Origin of the sequence: Microbispora sp. H11081, assembly GCF_012999535.1 — a bacterium.
Taxonomy (GTDB): domain Bacteria; phylum Actinomycetota; class Actinomycetes; order Streptosporangiales; family Streptosporangiaceae; genus Microbispora.
This window is the reverse complement of the sequence record NZ_JABBWV010000003.1, coordinates 576964-601605: the sequence shown is the minus strand read 5'-3', so window position 1 is coordinate 601605 and position 24642 is coordinate 576964. Positions and strand designations below refer to the sequence as shown.

The following is a 24642-nucleotide window of genomic DNA, read 5'->3' as shown; positions in this document are numbered from 1 at the left end:
ACACGGTTCGGCAGCCCACCATCCCCGCCGCCTCTCCCAACAACCGCCTGGATCAACCCACCAACCCCACAAGCGCTCATAGCGTCCAAGTAGCAGGACACTGTCTCAGAAACCTTGACAGGTACCGTCCTCGGCAGACCACCGTGATCGAGTTGGGCTGATGGAGTCGGGGACGACTCGGTTTCGGGAGCCACCTTGGGAGCCACCCAGACGGACGATCATGAACTGAGTCGGACGGATCTGAACGACCAGAGCCCTGACGAGCAGCAGGGCGAACGGCCCTGAATGATTCTGGAGATCGTTTGAGAACCTTGTAAACAGAAGGTGCCGATAGGTCTTCATCACGGGATATACGCGGGATGATCTTTCTCCTCCAGGTGTTCACTGCTCACTCAGCAGCAGGTCAGCGGGTGTCACGATGGCGATACCGGATCGGACTCATAATCCGACGCTCTCGGCGTGCGCTTTCGACATGCACCTGGCGACGTCCCCTTACTGCAACGCTGGATGCATCACTCGATAGAGCCGCAAAGCCTGGCCCCCTGGTCAGTAGCAGGAGCGCCAGGGTCGGCCGCATGGTCAGCTCATGGCCGGTTTATGTGGTTCTACCGCGACACGTTCGGGTCTGCCGTGCCAACGAAGGAGGAACTCCCCCTGCTCTGACCATCGAGGACGCCCTGCCCCATCACACCGGCGACGACGCCGCACAGTACGTGCAGCAGCAGCGACACCCAGTGCCCTGGAGAAGACAGTCCTTGAGATCGTTGCGGACGTGACAACGGACGGCTGGAAAGCCACTGTCGCTCAGCGATCTTCCGATCTCCTCGGTAGCGCGCTCTGGGGTGAAGTTCGCGCAGCACGGTACTCGGGCTGTTCCCCGCTGGCTGCGGCTGCCCGTGAACTTCTAGAAGTACAGGACCAAGCCCACGCTCTCGTCGCCGACATACTGGTGGGCAAATCGCCTGCGGACAGGGCGGGGAGACGTCTCGGAGAACTCCTCCGGAACTATGCCAAGAAGATCCCCATCCCAGGCGAGCGAGTCTTTGAGCTCTCCGCTAGGGCTCTCCGGATCATGGGCATTTACCTGTGCACCGTCGCTGGCGAATTGAACCGGTGTGAATGCCTCGCCGATCTTGCTCAAGCCGTCGGGAAGGACAAGCTCAAAGAGATGATCTCCACCGGTCTGGACGATTGGACCGACAAGATTCCGCGCCCCGGCGCCGATCGACCTTGAGCCCAGTCAGGCTGCTCTCGGGCCATGAGCGGGCCATCAACCAGGGTGACGAAGGGGCAACCACGGTCACTCATGACGCCTCACGCCCAGGTCAGCAGCCCTACGAGGCATGATCCATGCAATTCCCAAGCTGACAGCGCGGGTTCGGTTCCCGTCACCCGCTCCATAAGGAGAAGCCCTAGTCACTACTCAGGTCCAGCCAGCTTCTGCGCTTCTCCGAAGAGCCGAAACAGGCCACGGGCAGGCAAGGGGACACGCGTGTCCCAGCCGGCCGTGCCGCTGTCCCTCCTACTCCCCGCGACCATGCAGGCACTGGAAAGAGGTCGGGGGACATGTTATATGGGTGTCCCAGGCGTGCACTAAGTGCCATACTCCCGTTCATGCCCCGCACCGATCGTGTCAGCCTGACCCGGGAAGCACTTGCGATACCCGCGGTAGATCACCTTTCGAATAACGGTACGCTCAACGTTCTCCTGGATCGGACCCTCTCGGGTCTTCCATCTGGCCTTCCGCCGGATCGAACAATGGTTGGCCTATTCATGAACTTCGTCAGGTTAACGGATAAAGCACTCCGCGAATACGACGCGGCACGAGCTGAGTTGCTGGTCTACGTCTCGCCCCACCCTGGACTGCGCATAAGCCCCTACCTGAGGGCTATCGACCACATGGAGAATTGCGTGAGCGCAACCCATCGTGCGGTTCTCAATGCGCGAGCGCTTCGAGAAAATAAGGTCGGCCGAGGAGCTCCAACTCTGACTCAACGCCAGGAAGAGCGCCTGAAGTTCCTACGCAACGCGGTGGAACACTCCGACGAAAAGATTCTTGGTAAGCAGAAGTATAAAAGTAGTCCGATTTTCGATAAATCCGATCCGCATTCACTTCGGCTGTCGAATACATCCATGGTGATCGGCCCGCACATCCTAACGTACAAGGAGCTTGTGTCGGCGATGGCGAAGTGTCACCGGACGATCGAGAAAATACGAGGGGTTCCTACAGGCACACCTAGTCCCGACTTTCCGAACGCCAAGCTACGGACAACCGTGGACGACGCAACTCGAGGACCAAGCGGGCTTCGACCTAGTGACTACCTTAGGGAGCTGACCCGACTCGTCGTCACTCACTCCTGACAAGATCGTCGTGCCAGCCTCTGGGTTCATTCCTCTGACCGGGCCATAGACCAAGATCCGGAAGATGCTCGGAATGACCCTGCTCTCACCGGAGGTATCCGAGAGATCAGGCGCAGGTCAGGACGCCATGAGGTCAAGGAACGGCGATCCACTTCTAATCCGACGGTCGGGGGTTCGAATCCCTCAGGGCGCGCTCCCCCATCCAGCCCAGATGCCCTCTGAGCTGGCCCTTCACATGATCGGGCTGTCGCCGAGGATGCAGCCCGACGCCACCAGATGCAGCCCCGGCGGCCAGTCCCGGAACGCCAAGCTTCGGAAAGGCTTCCCAAGCTGACAGTGCGGGTTCGATTCCCGTCACCCGCTCTCACAGCGAAAGTCTCGAGCCAGAAGTGTCATCCGAGACACGAGGATTTGATCTTCCGTAGCCTTCGATTTCACTTGCCGGAAGACCGGCTTTCCTGATCGTCTTTCCAGACCTCGTGTGGCTGCGACGGGGCGAAGCTGCGCTCCGTGCTCGCCACGAAGACCGGACCGCCAGGCTTCTCCTTACTGACTCGCTGGATGCGCCGCTGACCGACGAACCGTCTGAGAGCCTGCTGACGAAGGCTTAAGCGCTCGTGGGCACGGGGCCATAGAGTGACGGCTACCGCCCGCGAGATTCGCTCCCACGGTTGTCCGGTGATGCTCGGCGGGCCGTTCACGAGTCAGGTTCACGACGCGGCGCTCTGGGATCGATGGCTGCAGGAGCTGGGCGGGCCGGTCGTCCACCTGGTCTGGATTCGCAGCTATGGGCCGACGTTGCGGCGGCGGCTGGTTGATCGGGGGCCGGCCAGGGATGCCCGGAAACTCGACGCCTTCGACGACTATCTGAAGACCATCCGCGTCGACGAGCCGCCCGCCGTACCGCATATCGAGATCGACAACCGGCTTGGCGCCAGGCCCCTGCGTGAGCAGGTCGACCGATGCCTGCAGAAGTGGCGGGAGGCGTCGTCCTGATTCACGGTCGCTTGGTGAGTGGCGTCGGCGGCCGGTCGGTATCAAGGTCTCTCGCGGGAGTCCTGTCATGTCCAGCCAGTCCCTCGTATGTTCGTGATGCAGTGCATCGTTTCGGATTGTGAAAAGTGAGCCCTCGTGCGGGCGTAGGGCGCACCCGGTGCCTGTTCGGTGTGCGGGCCGTCAGTCCCCATGCTCAGAAACGGTGGCGGTGCGGCGCTCGGCAAGACGGGCTGACCAGCGACGATGTGCGGGCCGCCGGTGCGGTGGGCGATGGCCGATCGGCGTCTCCCGTGACATAGACATGGACGGTTGCGTTCCGTAATATGAACGACCAGTTCACACTCCGCACTTATGGAGATCATGTTGCTTGCAGCCGAGGACCCCAAGCCCGTCTCGCCCGCCGTACTGAAGGTCCTGAACGGTGCCGTGGACCTGCACTGCCACTCGGGGCCCAGCCCCTTCCCGCGACGGCTGAACCACGTCGAGGCCTCCTACGACGGGGCGCGCATCGGGATGCGCGCGATCCTCGTCAAGTCGCACCACCACAACACGGTCATGGACCTGCTCGCCATGAGCACCTGGCTCGCGGACGCGCCCACGCCGGTGTACGGAGGGGTCGCGCTCAACAGTGAGGTCGGCGGCATGAACCGGTCGGCCGTGGCGATGAGCCTGCGGATGGGCGGGCGGTGCGTCTGGGCGCCGACGACGTGCGCCCGTCAGCACATCGATCACCACCACCACGGCGGCGAGTTCCCCGCCGCCGCCATCGACCTGCTCGAATCGGAGGTGTCGATCTTCGACGAGTCGGGGAAGGTGTCGGCGGACACCGCCGCGGTCGTCGACATCGTCGCCGAGACCGACACGATGCTCACCGGCGGGCATCTGGACGTCGACTCGATGAAGGCCCTGTTCAATGTCGCCCAGAGCAAGGGCGTGCGGCGCCTGCTCGTCCAGCACCCCGACTTCATCATCGGCGCGTCCGAGGACGACATCGAGGAGCTGATGCGCTACGGCGCCTACATCGAGCACGAGATCGCCATGTACCACCCCGAGGTGACCGCCATCGGCTGGCCCATCGAGCAGCTCGTGAACTGGATCGACCGGGTCGGCCCCGAGCGGACCGTCATCTCCTCCGACCTGGGGCAGAAGGGCAACCCGCTGCCCGTCGACGGCTACATCTACCTCGTGGGGGCGCTGCTCGACCACGGCGTGCCGGAGAAGGACGTCCGCCGTATGATCGCGGCCAATCCCGCGTTCCTGCTGGGGCTGGAGGAGGAACCGGCGTGATCGACGCCGACCGTGTGATCATCAGTACGGCGGTGACGGGATCGGTTCACGTGCCGTCGCAGAGCGACCATCTGCCGATTACGCCGGAGCGGATCGTCGAGGAGTCCCTCGCCGCGGCGGAGGCAGGAGCGGCGATCATCCACCTGCACGCGCGGCATGCCGAGGACGGCCGGCCGGCGTTCGAGCCGAGCGTCTTCGAGAAGATCATCCCGCCGATCGTCGAAGGCTGCGACGCGGTGATCAACATCTCGACCGGCGGGGCGTCGTCGATGACGATCGAGGAGCGGCTCGCGGCGGCGACCCGGTTCAGCCCCGAGCTCGCCTCGCTCAACATGGGGTCGATGAACTTCGTCTTCTCCGGCATCGCGGACCGGATCACCCACTGGAAGTACGAGTGGGAGAAGCCCTACGTGGAGAACACCTACGGGCACCCGTTCATCAACTCCTTCGCGCAGATCGAGTACGCGCTGCGGGAGCTGGGCGAACGAGGCGGCACTAGGTTCGAGTACGAGTGCTACGACATCGGGCACCTCTACACGCTCGCCCACTTCGCCGAGCGGGGGCTCGCCAAGCCGCCCTTCCTCATCCAGGGGGTCTTCGGGATCCTCGGCGGCATCGGGGCCGACCACGCCAACCTCACGCACATGGTCGCCATCGCCGACAAGCTCTTCGGCGGCGACTACCACTTCTCCGCCTTCGCCGCCGGGCGTAACCAGATGCAGTTCTGCACGCACAGCGCCTGGCTGGGCGGTCACGTACGCGTCGGCCTGGAGGACAACCTCTACATCGGCAAGGGCGAGAAGGCGACGAGCAACGCGCAGCAGGTGCGGAAGGCCCGGGACGTGCTCACCGACCTGGGCAAACAGATCGCCACGCCCGCCGACGCCCGCCGGATGCTGGCGCTCAAGGGCGCGAAGAACATCACGCTGTAACGGCTACGAGAGGTAACCACATGACGATGTACGCCAAGGACGACCTCCGGTCCCAGTTGGCGAACGCCCCGGCCGCGCAGACGGCGGTCGATCCGTCCACCCCCATCCGGGCGGCCCAGTATCTGGAGTTCTCCGAGTTCGCGCCCGCCGAGACCGGCCCGGGCGGGAGCCGGACCTGGCTGGCCCGCGGGCAGAACGTCGTGCTGGCGTGGACCGACGCCGTCGCCGGCGATCGTTTCACGCGTGCGGGACAGCCCGACGAGTACGCCGTCCTGCTGTACTCCGACAGCGCCTCGATCCGGGTCATCGCCGGGGACGAGACGCGGGAGGTGGCCGAGGAGGCGTTCGTGGTGGTGCCGCCGGGGGACAGCGTCATCGAAGCGCTGACCGACGGGCCCATCATCCGGGTGTTCTCCTCCGTCGCCGAGGACCTGCGCCACGCGGCCCTCAACGCCGCCGCCTACGCCGGGCCGGACCCCCGCTGCGCCCCGCTGGTGCCGTGGCCGGACCCGGTGGACGGCTTCCGGCTGCGCGTCTACCGGCTCTCGGAGACGCCGATCACCGAGGGGCGGTTCGGCCGGATCTTCCGTACCACCAATCTGATGGTGAACTTCCTCGCGGAAGAGCCCACCCCCAGGGACCCGCTCAAGCTCTCCCCACACTCCCACGACGACTTCGAACAGCTCTCGCTGGGGGTGAAGGGGGAGTTCGTCCACCACATGCAGTATCCCTGGGGGCCGGACTCGACCCAATGGCGGCCCGAGGATCACGGCCGGGTCGGCACGCCGTCGCTGACCGTCATCCCGCCGCCGGCGATCCACACCACGCAGGGCGTGGGCCCGTACCAGCAGCTGATCGACATCTTCTCACCGCCGCGCAAGGACTTCTCCGCCCGTCCCGGGTGGATCCTGAACGCGGACGAGTACCCGGCGCCATGAGCACGGCGCGCACCAGCCGGTTCCGGGCCGCGCTGGCCCGGGCCGGCGGGCCCGCCCTCGGCACGTGGGTGAAGCTGCCGGTGATGGAGAGCGTCGAACTGCTCGCGCTGGCCGGGTTCGACTTCGTGGTCATCGACCTGGAGCACTCGGCGATGAACCTGGAGACGGCGTACCGGCTCATCGGCACCGCGAACCACCTGGGAATGGCGCCGATCGTCCGGATCCCCAACCTGGACGGCGGCATCGCCCAGCGCGTCCTCGACGCCGGGGCCGAAGGGATCATGCTGCCGCACGTGGACACGGTCGGCCAGGCGGAGGCGGGCGTGCGGGCGATCCGCTTCCCTCCGCTGGGCGCCAGGGGCGTCGGCTCGACGAGCCGCGCCGGGGCCTGGGGCGCGATGGACCGCGCCGAGTACCTGCGCTACGGCCAGGAGGAGGCGGTGTTCGTCGCGCAGATCGAGAGCGCCGAGGCGGCCCGGTCGGCGGGCGCGATCGCCGCCGTGCCTGGGGTGGACGCGCTGCTCGTCGGGGCCGCCGACCTGTCCACCTCCGAGGAGACGACGGAGGACGACCCGCATGTGGTCGAGCTGATCAGCCAGACGATCAAGGCGTGCGCCGCCGCCGGCAAGCCGATCGGCAACGCCGGGGCGGCGACCGGGCGGTCGGTGCGGGCCGCGATCGACGCGGGGTACTCCTTCACGATGCTCGGCAACGACGCCGGCCTGCTCGGGTCGGCCGCCGCGGCCGCCGTGCGCGAGGGACGGGCGGCCGGCCAGGAGGGCTGAGCCGCGCGTTCGCCGGTCCGGCGCCGACGACCACCCCTCTCGGCGGGCACTTCCCGCCACCCCGGGGTCAGCGCCGGATCGGCAGTTATGAACCATCTATCCCAATTGCGAAACGGAGAGGGAGAGATCTTGTCCGACAACCCAGGAGCGCGCCCCGCGCCCGGAACCGGGCTGCTCGCCGGGAAGGTCGTCCTCGTGGTCGGTGGGAGCACCGGCATCGGGGCCGACTCCGTGCGGGTCTTCGCCGAGGAGGGCGCCTCCGTCATGGTCGCCGCGCGGTCGCGGGACACCCTCGCCGCGCTCACCGAGGAGCTCAGCGCCGCGGGTCACGACGTCGCCTACACCGTGGGGGACGTCAGCGTCGGGGCCGACGTCGCGCGGTTCGTCGACGACACCCTCGCCCTATACGGCCGGCTCGACGGCGCGTTCAACAACGCGGGCATCAACCAGCTCGGCCGGCTCGACGAGGTGTCCGAGGAGGACTTCGACCGGATCATGGCGGTGAACGTCAAGGGCGTGTGGCTGTGCCTGCGCGAGGAGATCCGCGCCATGCGCGACAAGGGCGGGTCGATCGTCAACACCAGCAGCGTGGGCGGGTTCCGCGGCAACACGGGCCTCGGCGCGTACCAGGCGACCAAGCACGCGGTGATCGGCTTCACCCGTACGGCGGCGCACGACAACGGGCCGTTCGGCATCCGGGTCAACGTGATCGCCCCCGGCCCCACCGAGACGCCGATGTTCGTCAAGTGGCGGCAGGACGACCCCGCGGCCGTGGAGCGCCGGGTCGCCGCCGTCCCGCTGCGGAAGGCCGGCACGACGATCGAGGTGGCGAACGCGGCGGCGTGGCTGCTCAGCGACCGCGCGAGCCAGGTCAGCGGCGTCATCCTGCCGGTGGACGGCGGGTACAGCGCCTAGCCGTTGCACGTTCACGATACGGACACAGTAATTGTGATATGAACAACGGCTTGCTTTACTGACCGCCTGAGCCGTACAAGCTGGAGGGGGACGAGGATGTCCTCGAACAAGATCAGATGGCCGAGTTGGCCCCTGCTGGTACCGGCGCTCGCCCTGCTGGCGGGGATCCTGCTGGTGCCGCTGGCCGACACTTTGATCCGCAGCGTCTCGACCCCCGGGTGGACGCTAAGCAACTACAGCAACCTCTTCACCGACGGCGTGACCCTGACCGTGCTCTGGCGCACGGCGGTGACCGCCGCCACGGTGACGGCCGCCGCCCTGCTGATCGGGTACCCGTACGCGTACCTGATGACCCGGGTGAGCCCACGCGCGCGCGGCATCCTCCTGGTGATCGTGCTGATCCCCTTCTGGACGTCGGTGATGGCGCGGAACTTCGCGTGGATCATCATCCTGCAGGACGGCGGGCCGGTGCAGAGCCTGTTCGAGTTCTTCGGGGCCGACGACGTCGTCTTCTACGGCACCACCGTCGGCGTGACGATCGCGATGACCCAGGTGATGCTGCCGTTCATGGTGCTGCCGCTGTTCAGCACCCTGGGCGCCATCGACCGCAGGCTGCTGCTCGCCGCGCGGGGGCTCGGCTCCTCCCCGACCGCGGCGTTCTGGAAGGTGTACTGGCCGCTGTCCCGGAGCGGGGTGATGGCCGGGGTGATCCTGGTGTTCACGCTCAGCCTCGGGTTCTACGTGACCCCGGCGCTGCTCGGGTCGCCGCAGGAGTCGCTCGTCGCCCAGTTGCTCGCGCAGCGCACCACCCTGCTGCTCGACTTCGCCGCCGCGGGGGCGCTCGGCATCCTCGTTCTCGTCGTCACGCTCGTGCTCGTGGCGTGGGCGAACCGGATGGGTGGCACCATGTCCGCGATCGGTGTGGTCGCGGCCGGTCGAACGGAAGGCCGTCGATGACCAGCACCCCAGAGATGACCAGCAGCCCGGCGACGGCCAGTGGCCCGGCTACCGGACGCCGGCGGTACACGAAGGTCGATCCGATCCCGTGGTGGCTCAAGGCGTTCGGCGGGGTCGTCGTCATCTTCTTCATCCTGCCGACGCTGTTCGTCATTCCGATGAGCTTCAGCGACGCGGCGACGTTCGAGTTCCCGCCGCGGGGCTTCACCTGGCGGCTGTACGAGAACTTCTTCACCAACCCGATCTGGCTGGACTCCCTGGGCAACTCGTTCCTGGTCGCGACGCTCACGGCGGTGCTGGCCACGACGGTGGGGACCGCCGCCGCGGTGGCGCTGTGGCGGATGCAGGGGAGGGTGGCCCGGTTCGTCCGGACGCTGCTGATGGTGCCGATCGTTGCTCCGGCGATCGTCGTCGCGGTCGCGGTGTACATCGCCTTCCTCGGCTGGCAGCTCACCGGCACGGTGCTCGGGTACGTGCTGGCGCACACGGCGATCGCCGTGCCGTACGTGGTGGTGTCCGTCACCGGTGCGCTCGGCGGCTTCGACCTGCAGCTGCTGCGAGCCGCCTCGTCGCTCGGCTCCTCGCCGTCGCGCGCGTTCGTCCGGGTGACGATGCCGCTGATCAGCCGGGGCATCCTGACCGGCGCGATCTTCGCGTTCATCGTCTCGTTCGACGAGGTCGTGCTCGCGCTGTTCCTGCGGTCGCCGGTGTTCCAGACCTTGCCCGTGCAGATGTACAACAGCGTGACCGTCGAGATCGACCCGACGATCTCGGCGGCGTCGAGCCTGATGGTCGTGGCCGTGACCATCATCTTCCTACTGCCCCAGCTGCTCCGCGGCAGGGCTCGCCGCCGATAGGAGAACCATGACGACACCCTCGACGACGGTGAAGGCCACCGGATCGTCGCCCGGGACTCCGAGCGGCACCGAGATCCGCCTGGACCGCGTCACCAAGGACTTCGGGCTCGCGGCCCCGGCGGTGGACGACATCTCGCTGACGATCCGGCCCGGCGAGTTCATGACGTTCCTCGGGCCGAGCGGCTCGGGGAAGACGACCACCCTGAACCTCATCGCCGGGTTCGAGACGCTCACCGCCGGCACGATCGCGCTCAACGGGACCGACGTGAGCGATGTGCCACCGCACCGGCGCAACCTGGGCATGCTGTTCCAGAACTACGCGTTGTTCCCGCACCTGACAGTGGCGCAGAACGTCGCGTATCCGCTGCGGGAGCGCAAGGTCCCCAAGCGGGAGATCGCCCGGAAGGTCGCCGAGGTGCTGGAGCTCGTGCAGCTCACCGGGCGCGACGACAACCACCCCTCGCAGCTGTCGGGCGGGCAGCAGCAGCGGGTCGCGCTGGCGCGGGCGATCGTGTTCGAGCCCAGTGCGCTGCTGCTGGACGAGCCGCTCGGCGCGCTCGACCGCAACCTGCGCTCGGCGCTGCAGGCGGAGATCCGGCGCATCCACCGCGAGGTCGGGTCCACGTTCGTCTTCGTGACGCACGACCAGGAGGAGGCGATGAACCTCTCCGACCGCATCGCGCTGTTCAACAACGGGCGCATCGAGCAGATCGGCACGCCCCAGCAGCTGTACGCCGAGCCGGAGACCCTTTTCACGGCGCGGTTCCTGGGCGACTCGAACGTCTTCGAGCTCGGGCAGGCGGCTCTCGGCAGGAGCATCGTCTGGGACGGCGAGAGCTGGGGCGTCGATCCCGCCACCGTCGCCGCGCATCCCGGCGTGCGCGCGGGCAGCGCGATCGTGGTGCGGCCCGAGGACGTCGAGGTCGCGGCCCGCCGGGACGAGGTGCCGCCCGGGGCCAACGCCGTGCGGGCGGTCGTCCGGGACGTGGAGTACATGGGCTCGTACCGGACGCTGCTGCTCGCGATGGGCCGGCGGGGGCTGCCGGGCCGTACCCGGGTCAGCCCGCTGCGCGGCGACTACGCCATCGGCGACGAGATCGTGGCCTGGTGGCGGCCGGGGGCGCAGCGGATCGTCGCGGCCTGACCGCCGGGGTTTTCCGTCATTCCACTCGCCTGAAGCGCCGGGAAACGCGGCCGCCGTCGGTTTCGCGGCGCGTTTCTTTCGCATGCCCTCTGACGTCCGGTAAGGCCGCATCGTGAACTCACATCGCATCTATCGCACAAACATAAATGATCTAGATGTGGACTCTGTACCTATCGGACGCGACTCGGGTACCGTGTGCGCATCTCGGGGTCTATTGCTCGCATTGCGAACAACTTTGGCGGCTGACTCCTTCTGAGAGGTAAGATCATGAAATCTCGCTCAAGAACCGTCCTCGCGGGCGCCGGTCTCACCGCGGCCATGCTGCTGCTCGCCGCCTGCGGCGGCGGTGGCGACGCGGGCTCGGACGCGGCCGGCGGGCAGGTGCGGCTCACCTACGTCTCCTACGGCGGATCGGGCCAGGACGCGCAGATCAAGGCGTTCCAGGAGCCCTACACCGCGGCGCACCCCAACGTCACCTTCGTCAACTCCTCGCCGGCCGACGTCGCCCAGGTGAAGGCGCAGGTCACCTCCGGCGTCGTCCAGTGGGACGTCGTCTCGGTGGCGCCCGCCGCGGCGACGCAGCACTGCGGGAAGCTGTTCGAGAAGCTGAACCTCGGCGACCTGAACACCAAGGACTTCGTCCCCAACGCGATCGGCGAGTGCTACGTCGGCAACTTCGGGAACGCCAGCCCGTTCGCCTACAACGCCGACAAGTTCCCGGACCCGGCGACGGCGCCGAAGACGCTCGCAGACTTCTTCGACACGGCGAAGTTCCCCGGCAAGCGCGGCGTCATCACCAACCTGCAGAACGGCATCCTGGAGTACCCGCTCCTCGCCGAGGGCGTCGCGCCCGACAAGCTCTACCCGCTCGACGTCGACCGCGCCCTGAACAAGTGGGCCACCATCCGCAAGGACACCCTCTTCGCGCCGAACGTGGGCGCGCTGCAGCAGGCGGCCGCCTCCGGCCAGGTCGACATGTTCCTGCTGTCCGACTCGCGGCTGATCGCGCTGCTGAACGAGAAGAAGAACATCAAGATCGTGTGGGACACGACCGTGGTGTCGGTCAACGCGCTCGCCGTGCCGCTCGGCTCGAAGAACAAGGAGACCGCGCAGGACTTCCTGCGGTCGCTGGTGCAGCCCGGGCCGGTCGCGAAGATCACCGAGATGCTGGGGACCGTGCCGGTCAACCTCAATGCCAAGCCGAACCTGACCGACAACGGCAAGGCCGTGGAGGTCTACGGGCCGGGGAACACCGGCAAGACCGTGGTCCAGGACATCGAGTGGTACTCCCAGCACTGGGACGAGGTCACGACCAAGCTCAACAACTGGCTGGTGAGCTAAGAGTTGTCTCACACGCTCGCCTTGCGCCCAATTTCGAGTTCTCCATGTGAACTAGAGTTCAGCCATGACGAACATTGACGTGAGCGGCGAGGCCTCTGGCTCCGACATCCAGGCGGTCCAGCGGGTCGGGCAGATCTGCGCGCTCTTCGGCCCGCATACGACCGAGCTCACGGCGGCGGAGGTCGCCGAGCGGCTGGGGCTGAACCGGACGACGGCGTACCGGTACTGCGCCTCGCTCGTGACGGCGGGCATTCTGGAGCGTGGGCACCGCAGGGGCACCTTCGTCCTGGGCAGCCTGATGGTGCAGCTGGGGATCTACGCCCTGGGGCGGCGGCGCGTCGTGGAGATCGCGCCGCCGTACCTGGCGGAGCTCACCGCCACCGTGCGCATGACGTCGGTGCTCGGCGTCTGGGGCGCGCGGGGGCCGGTCGTGGCGCTCGTCAACGAGGACCTCAGCCGCACCCTCGTCGTGACGGTCCACTCCGGCACTCAACTCGACCACAACTCCTCGCAACTGCGCGTCTTCCTCGCCTGTAAGGACCAGCAGGCGTTCGAACGCGCCACCGAGGGCATGTCGGCCGCCAGGCGGTCGGAGCTGGAGGCGGGGGTCTATATGGCCCGGCGCAACGGCTACAGCATCACGAGCCACCCCGACGGCCTGTTCGCCGCGGCGGCGCCCGTGTACGACGAGTACGGCATCTGCGCCACCGTGGCGGTGCTCGGAGCCGACCAGATGGCCGATCTCTCCCCCGGATCGCCGGCCCTCACCAAGCTCCTTAGCACCGCCGCCATGCTCAGCGACGAACTGGGCGGCGGCCAAGAGAGGAAACGTATTGCCGAACTATGACGAGCTCGCCGAGGCCGAGGTCGCCGGGTCGAGCTGGGACGTCTTCGGACGCGACGACCAGCTCGGCACCGTCAACCTCCTGACCCCCGAGCGCGTGGCCGCGGCGGCCCGCCTGGTCCGCACCGGGCGCCGGTTCAACCTCGACTACCCGGTCAACGCCTTCGAGCCGTACCCGACCGGGACCAGGCGGCGGACCGAGCACCACATCTTCGCCAACAACGAGTTCCACCGCGACGACTGGCTCGACTCCTTCTACCTGCAGTCCACCTCGCAGCTCGACGCGCTGCGGCACATCGGGCATCCCAGGCACGGCTTCTACGGCGGGCTTCCTGCTGAGGAGAACAACGAGGGCTCGACGGCGCTCGGCATCCACAACTGGGCGCAGTCGGGGATCGCGGGGCGAGGCGTCCTGCTCGACGTACCCCGCTTCTTCGAGCGGGAGGGCCGGCCGTACGACTGCGAGCAGACGATCGCGCTCGACGACGTGGCCCTCGACGCGATCGCCGCGGCGCAGGGCGTCACCTGGCAGGGCGGCGACCTGCTACTGCTGCGCACCGGGTGGGCCGAGAACTACGTCGCCAAGTCGACCGAGGAACGCGTCGAGTTCAACCGGCGCAACAAGTCGCCGGGGCTGGCCCAGCGGGAGTCGATCCTGCGCTGGCTCTGGGACCGCCAGATCGCGCTCGTCGCGGGCGACAACCCGGCCGTCGAGGCCGACCCCGTGCTCGAGTCCGACTTCCGGTCCGAGCACGACCGGCCTCCGGAGCGGGGCGTGGACCACAGCGGAATGCTGCACCGCCCGCTCATCGCGCTGCTCGGCATGGCGATGGGCGAGCTGTGGAAACTCGACGACCTCGCCGCCGACTGCGCCGCCGACGGAGTCTACGAGTTCTTCCTCACATGCAAGCCGCTGAACCTCCTCGGCGGGGTGGGCTCGCCGCCGAACGCGCTCGCGATCAAGTAATCAGCCGGACGTAGGTGGCCGGGCTGGGAGTCCACTCGCCGGCGTCTGCTTCGGCGCGACCGGCACGCACCTTTCGCACGCCCTGCAGTACCCGATCGGCGCGTTCACCAAGACGCCGCACGGGCTCGGCACCGGGCTGCTGCTGCCGTACGTGCTCCAGGCCTGCCTGTCCGAACCCGAGGTCGTCGAGCGGATCGCCGCGGTCGGCGCCGCCCTAGGGTCCACTGCGGCCACCGACGACGGCAGGGCAGGGGACGCCATCTCCTCGATCGTCGCGCTCAACCGCGTGATCGGGGTACCGGCGTCGCTCCAGGAGATCGGGATCACCCGGGAACAGCTGCCGCAGCTCGCCGAGCTCGCGTCGCGCTCCACGCGGCTGATCGCCATCGCGCCGATACCGGCGCCATCGGCCACGCTGCTGGACATCCTCGAACACGCCTACACGGGCGACCTCACCGAACGGGGCGGCAGGGATCCGCGGCGGGTGGCCGCCCCAAGCTCGGCGGTTGCCGGTGAAGGGGCGGCCGGTGTGGCCCGCGGTGCGGCGGGGGTGTTCCGCGCCGCGGGCCACGGGTGCGGGCTACCTGTTCCAGGTCCACTTCTGGTTGGTGCCGCCGTGGCACGAGTAGAGCTGGAGCTTGGTGCCGTTGCCGGTGCCGGCTCCGGCCGCGTCCAGGCAGAGCCCGGACTGGACGCCCTGGATGCTGCCGTCGGAGTTCACGCGCCACTTCTGGTTGTCGCCGCCCCAGCAGCCGTAGATCTGAATTTTGGCGCCGTTGCCGGTGCCGGCCGCGTCCAGACACTTGTTGCCGTACACGCGGATCTCACCGGACGAGGTGGACGCCCAGGTCTGGTTGGTCTGGCCGTTGCAGTCCCACAGCTGCACCTGCGTGCCGTCCGCGGTGCTCACGCCGGTCACGTCCACGCAGCGGCCCGAGGCGACGCCCCTGATCGGCCCGCTGCCGCCGCCGGTGGTCGGGGACGCGGTCGGGCTCGGGCTTGGAGACGGGTTGCCGCCGGACGACGGGCTGGGCGACGGAGACTGGGTGCCGCCGTCGAGCGTGAGGTTCTTCTGCTGGACCTGCCACTGGGTGTTGCACAGGCCGCAGTTGGGGCCGACGAAGTTGGTTCCGGCCGTCGTGTCGCCCTTCAGCCGCCACTTGAGGTACAGCACCGCCACGCGGCCGAACTCGCCGCCGTTGTTCTGGTCGTAGGTGCCGCCGTGTCCGACGTTCAGGTTGCCCATGAACGCGGGCAGCCCCGCCGGCAGCTTGCCCCAGTCGTCCATCGCGTTCGGGTAGGCGATGTCGCTCGGCCCGCCGATGAAGTAGGCGATCGGCTTCGTCAGGCGGCGGAGCTGGTAGTCGTCGGCGTCGTTCAGCAGTCCGCTGCTGAAGATGGTGGTCGTGGTGATGCGCGAGTCGTTGGAGACGGCGTATGCCTCCACCCCGCCACAGGAGAAGCCCCCTACCGCGATCTTGCCGGTGTCGAGCTTACCGAAGTACTTGCTGCCTTGGCGGCTGTTCTCCGCGACCGCCCAGTCGATGGACTGGGTGAGCATCTGGGACGTCGTCGAGCCGGACCCGTTCGGGTTGCCGTTGGCGATGGCGAGGAACCCGTGGGAGGCGATCTCACGGAGGAAGTACTGCTGCGACAACCCGTTGGCGGAGCAGGCTCCGTTGCCCCAGACGAAGATGGGCATTTTCTCGGACGGGAGGTTTCCCGGTCGGAAGATGGTGTGGTTGGGCAGGCCCGACGAGGTCTCGTAATCAGCCGGGTAGGGGCCCGAACCGCCGACCGCGGCGGCGGCCGGCGTCGTGGTGGTGAGCGCCACTAATCCGGCGCACACCGGGGCGATCGCGGCTGCCACGACCGCGCTGATGACCGAGCGTTTTCTCACTTGCCCTCCGAAGTCTCACAACGGCGCTCTATGTGGGATATGGCATGCGCGGCGCACGCCGACGGAGCCTGGACAACGACACGACACATCGCCGCCGGGACCGGCACGGCCCGGCACCTGCGAAATCGCGCCCGCACAAGGCGGCATGACCCGCCGTGAGAGCAGCGTGCAGTTAATATCACTGCGGTGATAAAAAGTGTCAAGCGATCGCATTCGGCGCGGTGAGCGGTGAGCGCGGACCACGAACGCCCCTGCCGCGCGGGGGCCCGTCAATGGGGCTCCCGGCCTTTCCCGATGGCTCGGCCGGTGCCTGCCCCGGAGGCTGCGGCATGACCGGCCAAGGCCGTTCCCGCGCAGGTCACCCCGCCTGACCGCCCGGCACTCCGGCGGGAGCCCGGCGGGCGGCGGCCGGCCGGGAAGCCTGCGCGCCCCTGCCGTACGAGACGCGCGCCGGCGGCCGGGTGATCGCCGGCGTGATTGAAAGTTTCTTCAGCGGCCCCGGCCCGCGGGGACGGAGACCGAGTCCTCCGACACCCGGAAGTGGGTGATCCAGGACGCGGCGTCCGGCCAGTGCGGTGTCGCGACCTGGATGAGCCGCGCCTCAGCGAGCGAGCCGAGAGCGGAATGGATCTCCAGCATGAGTTCCCTTGCGGCCTGGCGGGGCCACGGGGCAGGCAGGAGGTGCTCTGGGAGGTCCGGGTCGATGTCCGCGAACTTCCGCCAGGAGTCCATCACGGAGGTCCTGGCCACCAGCGCCCGGCTCGCGTCGACCTCCCCCTCGCGGACCGCCGCCCGCAGGTCCGCGTACCGCGCGGTGAAAGCCTCGTACGTCGAGGCGAGACCGGCCAGATCGTAGGCGGCGGCCGGACCGTGCGGGCCGGCCTCCTCGGCGAACCGGGTGTGCATCACCGACCATCGGCCGCCCTCGACGTCGTCCAGGATGTCGTGCAGCGCCCGGGTCACCGGACCGGAGTCCGACCCTGGCCGGATCCAGACGCTGTCGTACAGCCGCGCGAAACCGAGCGAGCCGAGAGCCTTGCGCACCGCGTGCCGTGGGGCCTGGCCCGACTGGGGAAGCGAGAAGGAGACGGTCACCCAGTCGCCGGTCCACCGCGGCGGGCGTGCGCCGAAGCTGAGGAACTGATCCATCCGGGACCGGTGCCGGGCGATCGCCTGAGGCGTGAGGTGGTACACCGGCGGCCGTCCCGATCCCCGTACGGCGATGAGGCCACGCCTGGTCAGCCGGGACAACGCGGCCCGCGCGCTGGACTCGCTGATGCCGAACTCCCCCAGCATCGCGACCACCGCCATCGAGGGGAGGCCGGCGTCGGCGGAGTCGAGATACTCGCCGAGCAGGGTCGTCAGCAGGTGCTGCGGGTTGGGGCCGGCCTGCGCCCTCGGGGTTCCGGCATCGTCCTGAGGCAGGTGGGCAGTCACCACATCAGCTTGCCGCACGCCCACGGCGATGCCGAGCGGCTCGCGAGCCGCTCGGATCGTCCGCCGCACCCCCGGAGGCACACGGACCCCGCCCCGGATCTTCGGGTCAGAGCTCCCTGGCGGAGATCTGCTCGGCCGTGGCGAGCAGGCGTCCGGCGGTGGCCTCGACGTCCAGGTCGACCATCGACACGATGCCGAGGCTGGCGTCCAGCGGCTGGCCCGCGCTGTCGTAGAGAGGGACGGCGATGCCGACCGCGCCCGGAGTCAGGTGCCCGCGCGACACGGCGTAACCGACCTCGCGCGCCTTGGCGACCTCGTCCGGCTCACCGGCCTGACGCGGCCGGGCCAGCATGATGGCCAGGCCGCTCGCTCCCTGGTCGAGGGCGTGCCGGGCGCCGCTGCGCTGGGACAGGTGGAAGATCGCGTCGGACGGCTCCACGACGGCCAGCACCACGGCGTCGGCACCCTCCGCCACGACGCACTGCGTGGTGACGCCGAGTTCCTCGGCGAGCGCGCGGAGATAGGGCACGACCGCCCGGCGCAGTTGCGGATTGGCCTGGTGGGCGAGCTGGATCACGCCCAGCCCGAGCCGGTAGCGCCCTGAGCTGCCCTCAGCGGCCAGGCGGTGCATGCGCAGGGTCGTGAGCAGGCGGTAGACCGCCTGCCGGTGCATGCCCAGCGACGTGGCCAGCTCGGCGACGGTCATGTCGCGGTCTTCCGAAGCGAGCAGTTCCAGCAGCTTCAGGCCTCGGTCCAAGGTCTGGGACCCGTTGCCCTGACTCCCGCCGTCTGCGGCGCGATCACCAGCGCTCACGTCAAGTCATCCCTACCGCTGTCGGTGGCCTTAAGGCACACGCTGCCTACGCTGAGCAGTGCTGATCTCATGGAGTGCATGAGATTCGACTTTCGGCGGCCCGGCCGGCCGCGGCGTTGCGGCCAGCTATCCGGCCGAACGCGAGGCATTCGGCGATACTGCCGCCACCGGCCGGATAGAGCAGGCCGTGAATGGATCCTAGCTCACCGGCCGAGTACAGATTGCCGATCGTTTCACCCCGTACGGAGACGACTCGGGCACGCGCGTCGCGGCGTGGACCTCCGGCGGTGTGCGAGCCTCCGGGCCAGAGCGGGATCGCGTAGTAGCGGTCGCCGTCGAGCGGGGTCATCGTGATGGGGTCACGGCCGAAGTCGGTGTCGACGCCCGCCGCGCACTGCTCGTTGTACCGGGCGACCGTCTGCTCCAGCACGGCCGGGTCGAGCCCGCAGGCGCGGGCCAGTTCCGGGATCGAGCCGGCGCTGTGGATCCAGCCGCGCCGCAGTTCCTCCGTGTTGTCCTTGCTCCAGGTGTAGTCGCCCACCGGCCCCGCGGGGCCCGCGTACGTGGACACGAGGGGCGCCCGCTCGAAGCGGGCCTGATCGAAGATCCACCATGTCGGGATGCGCGGGTGGGTGAGCCGGTCGGCGTCCATGGCGAGGACCTCGCGGTGGGCGGCGTGGTGGCGGCCGGGTTCGCGGACGAAGCGGCGGCCCGTCCCGTCGACGAAGATCGAGCCGGGCGCCCGCTCGTCGTCCGCCGGGGCGAACCGGCCCGATCCCCACAGGTCGACGGCGGTTCCCCCGGTGTATCCCTCGCCGGGGATGCGCGCCACGAGGTGGCCCGGCCAGACGTTCATGTGCCACAGTTCCGCGCCGGCTTCGACCGCCATGGTGATGCCGTCCCCGGTGTTGTGCTCGGTGCCGTAGAAGTGCACCGGGGTGATCGGCAGATACTGGATCTTGAGCGCCTGACTGGCCTCGTAGCCGCCGGCCGCCAGCACGACGCCACGGCGCGCCCCGATGCGTCTCACCTGGCCGGCGTGCTCGGTCTCCACCCCGACGACCGCGCCCCGGGCGTCGGTGAGCAGCCATCGGGCCCTCGTCCCGTACTGGACCTCGATCCCGCGCTCGGCGACCAGGTTCAGCAGGAAGCCGTACATCGGGCAGCCGGTGTAGTCGTCGGGCGCGCCCACGGGCTTGGCCTTGTAGACCCTGACCGCGTCGTGGCCGGGCAGGCCGGGGTGCTCGCCGCGGATGTCGAGCTTCACGTATTCCCCGCCGTGGCGGTCGAGCCAGGCGGGGGTGGCCGCCGTCTCCTCGGCCCAGACCCGGATGAGGTCGGGATCGATCATGGACAGCTCGCCGTTGACGGCGTACAGGGCCGACAGGTAGTCCGCCGCCCGGTCCACGTCCTCAGAGACGAGGAAGAAGCCCGCGGCGTAGCGGCTGTTGGGCTTGTGGCCGGCCGCCTCCTGCTTCTCGACGACCAGCACCTCGGCGCCCTCGTCGTGCGCGGTCACCGCGGCGACCGCGCCGGCGTCGCCGAGGCCGAGCACGACGACGTCGGCGATCTGGTCAAAGGGGCCGGTGTAGTGCATCGGCGACCCCCTTCACGAGGACTTCCCGGTGAGCCCGAACAGTCTGGCCGCGTTCTCCTTGAGGATCTTCGGACGCACCTCGTCCTTGATGCCGATCTTGTCGAAGTCGGCCATCCAGCGCTCCGGAGTGATCATCGGGAAGTCCGAGCCGAAGAGCACCTTGTCCTTGAGCAGCGTGTTCGCGTACTGCACCAACTGCGGGGGGAAGTACTTCGGCGACCACCCCGACAGGTCGATGTGCACCCGCGGTTTGTGCATGGCGACCGCGAGCGCCTCGTCCTGCCAGGGGAAGGACGGATGCGCGAGGATGATCCGCAGGTCGGGGAAGTCGGCGGCCACGTCGTCGACGTGCATCGGGTTGGAGTACTTCAGCCGCAGCCCGCCGCCGCCGGGCGTGCCCGCGCCCGCGCCGGTCTGCCCGGTGTGGAACAACGCGGTGAGCCCGTGCTCGGCGATGACCTCGTACAGGGGGTAGGCCATCCGGTCGTTGGGATAGAAGCCCTGCGTCGTGGGATGGAACTTGAAGCCGCGGACGCCGTACTCCTCGATCAGCCGCCGCGCCTCGCGCACGCCCGCCGCGCCGCGGTGCGGGTCGATGCTCGCGAACGGGATCAGCACGTCGCCGTGCAGTGCCGCCTGCTCGGCGATCTCCTCGTTGCCGGGGTTCTGCTCCCGGCCGCTGACGTGCATGCTGTCGACGCCGAAGACGATCGCCGCCATGTTCCGCTCGCGGTAGTACTCCGCGATCATGGGGACCGTGAACTTCTGTACCGAGCCCGCCTTGAAATAGTCGGCCATCGCCGCGAAGGAGCCGCCGTCGGCGGGCTCGGGAGCGTCGTGGATGGACGTGTGCACGTGGGTGTGCACGTCGATCGCGTCGATCGCGGACACGTCGATCGTCTTCGCCTCGGTCATCGCGCCTCCTCCGCCTCGTCGGGGATGATCGCGCTGGCGGTGGCGGACAGCACCTCGACGCCGGCCGCGTTGACCGCGGAGAGGGTGAGCTCCGCGCGCCGCTGCCCGTCGACGACGTGGATCTCGGTGACCTTCGCCGTCGCGGTGATGGTGTCGCCCGGCCAGACGGACGCCTTGAACCTGGCGCGGTAGCGCCGGATGTTCTCGTGCCCGAACCAGTCGGTCAGCAGGCGGCCGGCCAGTCCCATGGTGAGCATGCCGTGGGACATGACGGTCGGGTGACCGGCGACCTGCGTGGCGAACGGCTCGTCGGTGTGCAGCGGGTTGTAGTCGCCGGACGCGCCGGCGTACATCACGATCTGCGTCCGCCGGAGGTCCTCCACGACGACCCGGCTCACCTCCTGGCCGACTGTCACGGTCATCGGTCCTCCTCCTTGACGATCATCACCGAGACGCTGGTGGAACGGGCGACGAGTTGATCGTCGGCGTCGTAGAAGTCGGTGAGCCTCTCGGTGAAGTTCAGGACACCGGACCGGCCGGACTTCTGCCAGGTCCTGCCCTGCCTCTTGCGGGCGGTCAGCGTCTCGCCGACCCGAATCGGGCGGAAATACTCGAAGTCCTGTTCCGCGTGCAGTCCGCCGCCACCGCCGGAGGACTCGCCGGGGCCTGCCCCGGAGCCGTTCCAGGGCTGTCCTGGTCTCATCCGCAACGGCCAGTCGGGGTCGAACTGGGCGAAGGCGATCAGGAAGGTGGGCTCGACCACCACCTCGTCCTCGCCCAGGGCGCGGGCGAACGCCCGCACGTGGCCTTGCTCGATCGGGAACGGCACACCGCTCACGGGGTGTCCTCCTTCATGGATTTCAGGTGGCTGGTCGCGAGGTCCCGTGCGGTCCCCCGGCTGATCTTGCCTGCCGGGGTCCTGGGGATGGCGTCCACCCGGACGATTCCCCGCGGGCGCTTGTATCCGGCGAGCCGCTCCCCCACGTGGCCGGTCAGCGCCTCGTCCTCGACCTCGGCGAGCGCGTCCGCCGGCGCGACGAGCGCGACCACGATCTGGCCCCAGCGCGGGTCCGGCACGCCGACGACGACGGCCTCGCCCACCTTCGGGTGGGTGACCAGAGCCTCCTCGACCTCCTCGGGGAAGACCTTCTCGCCGCCGGAGTTGATGACGCCGTCCCCCCGGCCGAGCAGGACCAGCTTGCCGTCGGCGTCCAGCGAGGCGAGGTCGCCGGGCACCGCGTAGCGGACGCCGTCGATGGTCCGCCACACCCGCGCCGTACGGTCCGGGTCCTTGAGGTAGCCGACGGGCTGTGGTCCCGCGCTGGCGAGGACCCCGATCTGGCCGGTGCCCGGCTCGATGTCCCGGTCGTGCTCGTCGAGCACGCGGGCCACTGGGGCCAGGGTGAACCGGCCGTCCAGCACGTCCTCCTCGGAGCTCGCGACCGCGGACCCGAACGGCCCGCCCTCCGAGGCGGAGATGTTGTCGACCAGAGTCATGGCGCCGCGGCGCAGCAGCTGACGCTTGACCTCGGGGCTCCAGACGACACCGCTGCTGGTGATATTGCGCAGGCTGCCGATGTCGTACGCCTGCCCGGCGTCCTCGGCCGCGGCCAGGGCGGCGACCAGCGGCCTGCCGAAGGCGTCGCCCACGATGACCATCTCGGTGACCCTGTGCTGCTGCACGGTGCGCCACACCTCGTCCGCGTCGAGGGAGCGTGAGGAGCAGAAGCAGATCGTGCCCCCGCCGAACAGGGTGCGCAGCCCGTGGAACAGGCCGGTGCCGTGCATGAGGGGCGACATCGGCAGCACGACGGGGGTGCCGCCGATCTCGTCCAGCGCGCGCACCCGCTCGGGCACCTCGCCCACGGTGCGCGGCGGCTCGATCCCGTGCTGGCGGAAGACCGAGCCGAGGATGCCGAGCAGGCCGTCGCGGTCCCACACGACGCCCTTCGGGCGGCCTGTGGTGCCTCCGGTGAGGAGCACGATGCCGTGCGGGGAGGGGGCGAGCTCGTGGATCGGCTCGTGCTCGGCCGCCCGTTCGAAGGCCACGGAGGGGCCGGTCGGCTCCGTCTCCGATCCGGCCTCCAGGATCAGGCGCAGCCCGGGGAGGTCGCCCGCGACCTGGCGCACCTGGGCGGCCAGGGCCGTGTCGTGGACGAGGGCGGCGGCGTCGGTGTAGTCGAGCACGTAGTGCAGCTCGGGAGCGAGGTAGCGGTAGTTGACGTTGACCGGGCGGGCGCCGAGCTTGAACGCGGCGAGGGCGGTCTCGATGTACTCGAAGGAGTTGTACAGGGCGATGGCGACGGTCGAGCCCGGGCCGACGCCGCTCGCGGCGAGCGCCCCGGCGAGCCGCGCCGCCCGCGCGTCCAGCTCGGCGTAGCCGATCGTCCTGTCGCCCTTGATCATGGCGGGGCGGTCGCCCGCGGCCTCGGCGGCGGCCTGCAGGGCGGCGGCGACGCTCATCGTCTCTTCGACCGGTTCAGGCAAGGTGACTCCCGATTCGTGTGTATCCGCGCAGCAGGTCGCGGGACAGGATGAGCCGCTGTATCTCGTCGGTTCCCTCGAAGATGCGCATCGCCCGCACCGCGCGATACCACCCCTCCAGTGGAAGGTCCTTCGTGTAGCCCATGCCGCCATGGATCTGCAGGGCCCGGTCCACGACCCGGCCCACCATCGAGGTGCAGAAGAGCTTGGCCATGGCGGTCGCGTGCCTGGCGTCGGCGCCGCGGTCGGCGTCCCAGGCGGCCCGCAGCGCGAGCCAGCGGGCCGCTTCGAGCTCGGTCTCGGAGTCGGCGATCATCCACTGGACGGCCTGGTTCTCGCCGATCTTGCGGCCGAACGCCTCACGGAGGCCGGCGTAGTCCACCGCCATCCTCAGGCACCTCTCGGCGATGCCGACGCAGTGCGCGGAGATCACGTGGCGGCCCCTGCCGACCCAGCGCATGGCCAGGTCGAAGCCGCCGCCGACGGAGCCGAGCACCTTGTCCGCCGGGACCCGTACGTCGTCGAAGAAGAGCGTGGCGGGCTGGTGCCAGCTGCCCATCGTGGCGATCGGCGTGGAGGTCCAGCCGGCCTCCCGGTCGACGAGGAACGCGGTCGAGCCGTGCCGGGCGCCCCTGTCCTTGTCGGTCACCGCGATGACGATCGCGTAGTCGGCGGTGTCGCCGTTGCTGATGAAGGTCTTCTGACCGCTGATCAGCCAGTCGTCGCCCACCCGCCGGGCGCGGGTGGTGATCGCGGCGGCGTCCGAGCCCGCGCCGGGCTCCGTCAGGGCGAAGCAGCCGAGCCGCTCGCCCTCGATGGTGGGCTTGAGGTACTCCTCCTGCTGGGCCGGGTCGGCGGCGTACAGGATGTTGTCGGCCTCCCCGCCGAAGCGGAAAGGCACGCACGTCTTGGCCAGCTCGGTGTGCACGAGCGACTGGGTGACGGCGGGAAGGTCCATCCCGCCGTACTCCTGCGGGGTGCTGAGCCCCCAGAACCCGAACGAGCGGGCCTTGGCCTGCAGGCGGCGCTCCTCGTCGCGGGGCAGCCGCGCGCCGCCGTCGCGCACGAGCCTGAGGAAGTCCTCCTCCATCGGGAGAAGCTCCTTCTCGACGAAGGCGCGCACGGTGGCCCGGATGTCGCGCTGGTCGTCGCTCAGACCGAAGTCCATGCG

At 68.9% G+C, this 24642-nt stretch carries 23 protein-coding genes and 1 pseudogene; 15 read left to right on the top strand and 9 right to left on the bottom strand.

Annotation, left to right across the window (positions count from 1 at the left end):
• The first annotated feature begins 1072 nt into the window (after positions 1 to 1072).
• From HHX31_RS12335 to HHX31_RS35935, 15 genes and pseudogenes are all read left to right on the top strand, one after another.
• Positions 1073 to 1234, top strand: a complete 162-nt coding sequence (locus tag HHX31_RS12335) for a hypothetical protein (protein ID WP_169948271.1) — start codon at positions 1073 to 1075, stop codon at positions 1232 to 1234.
• 380 nt (positions 1235 to 1614) lie between these two features.
• Complete coding sequence (locus tag HHX31_RS12330) at positions 1615 to 2361, top strand: hypothetical protein (RefSeq protein ID WP_169948270.1); 747 nt, start codon at positions 1615 to 1617, stop codon at positions 2359 to 2361.
• 636 nt (positions 2362 to 2997) lie between these two features.
• A complete protein-coding gene (locus tag HHX31_RS12325) occupies positions 2998 to 3357 on the top strand; it encodes an AAA family ATPase (protein ID WP_169948268.1) in 360 nt (119 codons plus the stop codon).
• 360 nt (positions 3358 to 3717) lie between these two features.
• Positions 3718 to 4644, top strand: a complete 927-nt coding sequence (locus HHX31_RS12320; protein ID WP_169948266.1) for a DUF6282 family protein — start codon at positions 3718 to 3720, stop codon at positions 4642 to 4644.
• A complete protein-coding gene (locus HHX31_RS12315; protein WP_169948264.1) occupies positions 4641 to 5576 on the top strand; it encodes a 3-keto-5-aminohexanoate cleavage protein in 936 nt (311 codons plus the stop codon). The genes HHX31_RS12320 and HHX31_RS12315 overlap by 4 nt, the downstream gene beginning before the upstream one ends.
• 20 nt (positions 5577 to 5596) lie before the next feature.
• The gene (locus tag HHX31_RS12310; protein ID WP_211589584.1) at positions 5597 to 6514 is read left to right on the top strand and encodes a hypothetical protein; all 918 of its coding nucleotides are present in this window, start codon (positions 5597 to 5599) and stop codon (positions 6512 to 6514) included.
• On the top strand, positions 6511 to 7299 hold the full coding sequence (locus HHX31_RS12305) for an HpcH/HpaI aldolase/citrate lyase family protein (protein WP_169948262.1): 789 nt from the start codon (positions 6511 to 6513) through the stop codon (positions 7297 to 7299). The genes HHX31_RS12310 and HHX31_RS12305 overlap by 4 nt, the downstream gene beginning before the upstream one ends.
• A 129-nt stretch (positions 7300 to 7428) precedes the next feature.
• Entirely contained in the window at positions 7429 to 8214 is a 786-nt protein-coding gene (locus tag HHX31_RS12300; protein WP_211589583.1) for an SDR family NAD(P)-dependent oxidoreductase, read from the top strand.
• Positions 8215 to 8310: 96 nt separating this feature from the next.
• Positions 8311 to 9171: an ABC transporter permease gene (locus tag HHX31_RS12295; protein WP_169948258.1), complete on the top strand. Its 861-nt coding sequence runs from the start codon at positions 8311 to 8313 to the stop codon at positions 9169 to 9171.
• On the top strand, positions 9168 to 10028 hold the full coding sequence (locus HHX31_RS12290; RefSeq protein WP_211589582.1) for an ABC transporter permease: 861 nt from the start codon (positions 9168 to 9170) through the stop codon (positions 10026 to 10028). The genes HHX31_RS12295 and HHX31_RS12290 overlap by 4 nt, the downstream gene beginning before the upstream one ends.
• A gap of 7 nt (positions 10029 to 10035) precedes the next feature.
• A complete protein-coding gene (locus HHX31_RS12285; protein WP_169948255.1) occupies positions 10036 to 11172 on the top strand; it encodes an ABC transporter ATP-binding protein in 1137 nt (378 codons plus the stop codon).
• A gap of 267 nt (positions 11173 to 11439) precedes the next feature.
• On the top strand, positions 11440 to 12513 hold the full coding sequence (locus HHX31_RS12280; protein ID WP_169948253.1) for an extracellular solute-binding protein: 1074 nt from the start codon (positions 11440 to 11442) through the stop codon (positions 12511 to 12513).
• A 64-nt stretch (positions 12514 to 12577) separates the two neighbouring features.
• Entirely contained in the window at positions 12578 to 13360 is a 783-nt protein-coding gene (locus HHX31_RS12275) for an IclR family transcriptional regulator (protein WP_169948251.1), read from the top strand.
• Positions 13347 to 14324 carry a cyclase family protein gene (locus tag HHX31_RS12270; protein ID WP_169948249.1) on the top strand — a complete coding sequence of 326 codons (978 nt, stop codon included), beginning with the start codon at positions 13347 to 13349 and terminating at the stop codon, positions 14322 to 14324. Before HHX31_RS12275 ends, HHX31_RS12270 begins: the two co-directional genes overlap by 14 nt.
• Before the next feature lie 40 nt (positions 14325 to 14364).
• Positions 14365 to 14715, top strand: a pseudogene (locus tag HHX31_RS35935) (iron-containing alcohol dehydrogenase); the annotation flags it as partial.
• Positions 14716 to 14904: 189 nt separating this feature from the next.
• On the opposite strand, the gene HHX31_RS35610 reads toward HHX31_RS35935, so the two are convergent.
• The 9 genes from HHX31_RS35610 to HHX31_RS12220 all read right to left on the bottom strand — a co-directional run bounded on the left by HHX31_RS35610 (position 14905) and on the right by HHX31_RS12220 (position 24639).
• A complete protein-coding gene (locus tag HHX31_RS35610) occupies positions 14905 to 16224 on the bottom strand; it encodes an RICIN domain-containing protein (RefSeq protein ID WP_169948248.1) in 1320 nt (439 codons plus the stop codon).
• Positions 16225 to 16713: 489 nt separating this feature from the next.
• A complete protein-coding gene (locus HHX31_RS12255; protein ID WP_211589581.1) occupies positions 16714 to 17661 on the bottom strand; it encodes a PaaX family transcriptional regulator C-terminal domain-containing protein in 948 nt (315 codons plus the stop codon).
• 106 nt (positions 17662 to 17767) lie between these two features.
• On the bottom strand, positions 17768 to 18475 hold the full coding sequence (locus tag HHX31_RS12250; RefSeq protein WP_169948246.1) for an IclR family transcriptional regulator: 708 nt from the start codon (positions 18473 to 18475) through the stop codon (positions 17768 to 17770).
• Between the two features lie 67 nt (positions 18476 to 18542).
• Entirely contained in the window at positions 18543 to 20072 is a 1530-nt protein-coding gene (locus tag HHX31_RS12245) for an FAD-binding protein (RefSeq protein ID WP_169948244.1), read from the bottom strand.
• Between the two features lie 12 nt (positions 20073 to 20084).
• Positions 20085 to 20987 (bottom strand): amidohydrolase family protein, encoded by a 903-nt coding sequence (locus HHX31_RS12240; RefSeq protein ID WP_169948242.1) that lies wholly within the window; start codon positions 20985 to 20987, stop codon positions 20085 to 20087.
• Positions 20984 to 21409, bottom strand: a complete 426-nt coding sequence (locus tag HHX31_RS12235; protein ID WP_169948240.1) for a MaoC/PaaZ C-terminal domain-containing protein — start codon at positions 21407 to 21409, stop codon at positions 20984 to 20986. Before HHX31_RS12235 ends, HHX31_RS12240 begins: the two co-directional genes overlap by 4 nt.
• Entirely contained in the window at positions 21406 to 21825 is a 420-nt protein-coding gene (locus tag HHX31_RS12230) for a MaoC family dehydratase N-terminal domain-containing protein (protein WP_169948238.1), read from the bottom strand. The genes HHX31_RS12235 and HHX31_RS12230 overlap by 4 nt, the downstream gene beginning before the upstream one ends.
• A complete protein-coding gene (locus tag HHX31_RS12225; protein ID WP_169948236.1) occupies positions 21822 to 23474 on the bottom strand; it encodes an AMP-binding protein in 1653 nt (550 codons plus the stop codon). The genes HHX31_RS12230 and HHX31_RS12225 overlap by 4 nt, the downstream gene beginning before the upstream one ends.
• Positions 23467 to 24639, bottom strand: coding sequence for an acyl-CoA dehydrogenase family protein (locus tag HHX31_RS12220; RefSeq protein ID WP_169948234.1), 1173 nt, complete (start codon positions 24637 to 24639; stop codon positions 23467 to 23469). The genes HHX31_RS12225 and HHX31_RS12220 overlap by 8 nt, the downstream gene beginning before the upstream one ends.
• Positions 24640 to 24642 lie beyond the last annotated feature (3 nt).

Bases quoted from the DNA above. Each gene is read 5' to 3' on its own strand.
- HHX31_RS12310 (WP_211589584.1), top strand. From the start codon at position 5,597: ATGACGATGTACGCCAAGGACGACCTCCGGTCCCAGTTGGCGAACGCC.
- HHX31_RS12295 (WP_169948258.1), top strand. From the start codon at position 8,311: ATGTCCTCGAACAAGATCAGATGGCCGAGTTGGCCCCTGCTGGTACCG.
- HHX31_RS12240 (WP_169948242.1), bottom strand. From the start codon at position 20,987: ATGACCGAGGCGAAGACGATCGACGTGTCCGCGATCGACGCGATCGAC.
- HHX31_RS12220 (WP_169948234.1), bottom strand. From the start codon at position 24,639: ATGGACTTCGGTCTGAGCGACGACCAGCGCGACATCCGGGCCACCGTG.
- HHX31_RS12280 (WP_169948253.1), top strand. From the start codon at position 11,440: ATGAAATCTCGCTCAAGAACCGTCCTCGCGGGCGCCGGTCTCACCGCG.
- HHX31_RS12290 (WP_211589582.1), top strand. From the start codon at position 9,168: ATGACCAGCACCCCAGAGATGACCAGCAGCCCGGCGACGGCCAGTGGC.
- HHX31_RS12285 (WP_169948255.1), top strand. From the start codon at position 10,036: ATGACGACACCCTCGACGACGGTGAAGGCCACCGGATCGTCGCCCGGG.
- HHX31_RS12275 (WP_169948251.1), top strand. From the start codon at position 12,578: ATGACGAACATTGACGTGAGCGGCGAGGCCTCTGGCTCCGACATCCAG.
- HHX31_RS12305 (WP_169948262.1), top strand. From the start codon at position 6,511: ATGAGCACGGCGCGCACCAGCCGGTTCCGGGCCGCGCTGGCCCGGGCC.
- HHX31_RS12330 (WP_169948270.1), top strand. From the start codon at position 1,615: ATGCCCCGCACCGATCGTGTCAGCCTGACCCGGGAAGCACTTGCGATA.
- HHX31_RS12245 (WP_169948244.1), bottom strand. From the start codon at position 20,072: ATGCACTACACCGGCCCCTTTGACCAGATCGCCGACGTCGTCGTGCTC.
- HHX31_RS12335 (WP_169948271.1), top strand. From the start codon at position 1,073: ATGGGCATTTACCTGTGCACCGTCGCTGGCGAATTGAACCGGTGTGAA.
- HHX31_RS12235 (WP_169948240.1), bottom strand. From the start codon at position 21,409: ATGACCGTGACAGTCGGCCAGGAGGTGAGCCGGGTCGTCGTGGAGGAC.
- HHX31_RS12320 (WP_169948266.1), top strand. From the start codon at position 3,718: ATGTTGCTTGCAGCCGAGGACCCCAAGCCCGTCTCGCCCGCCGTACTG.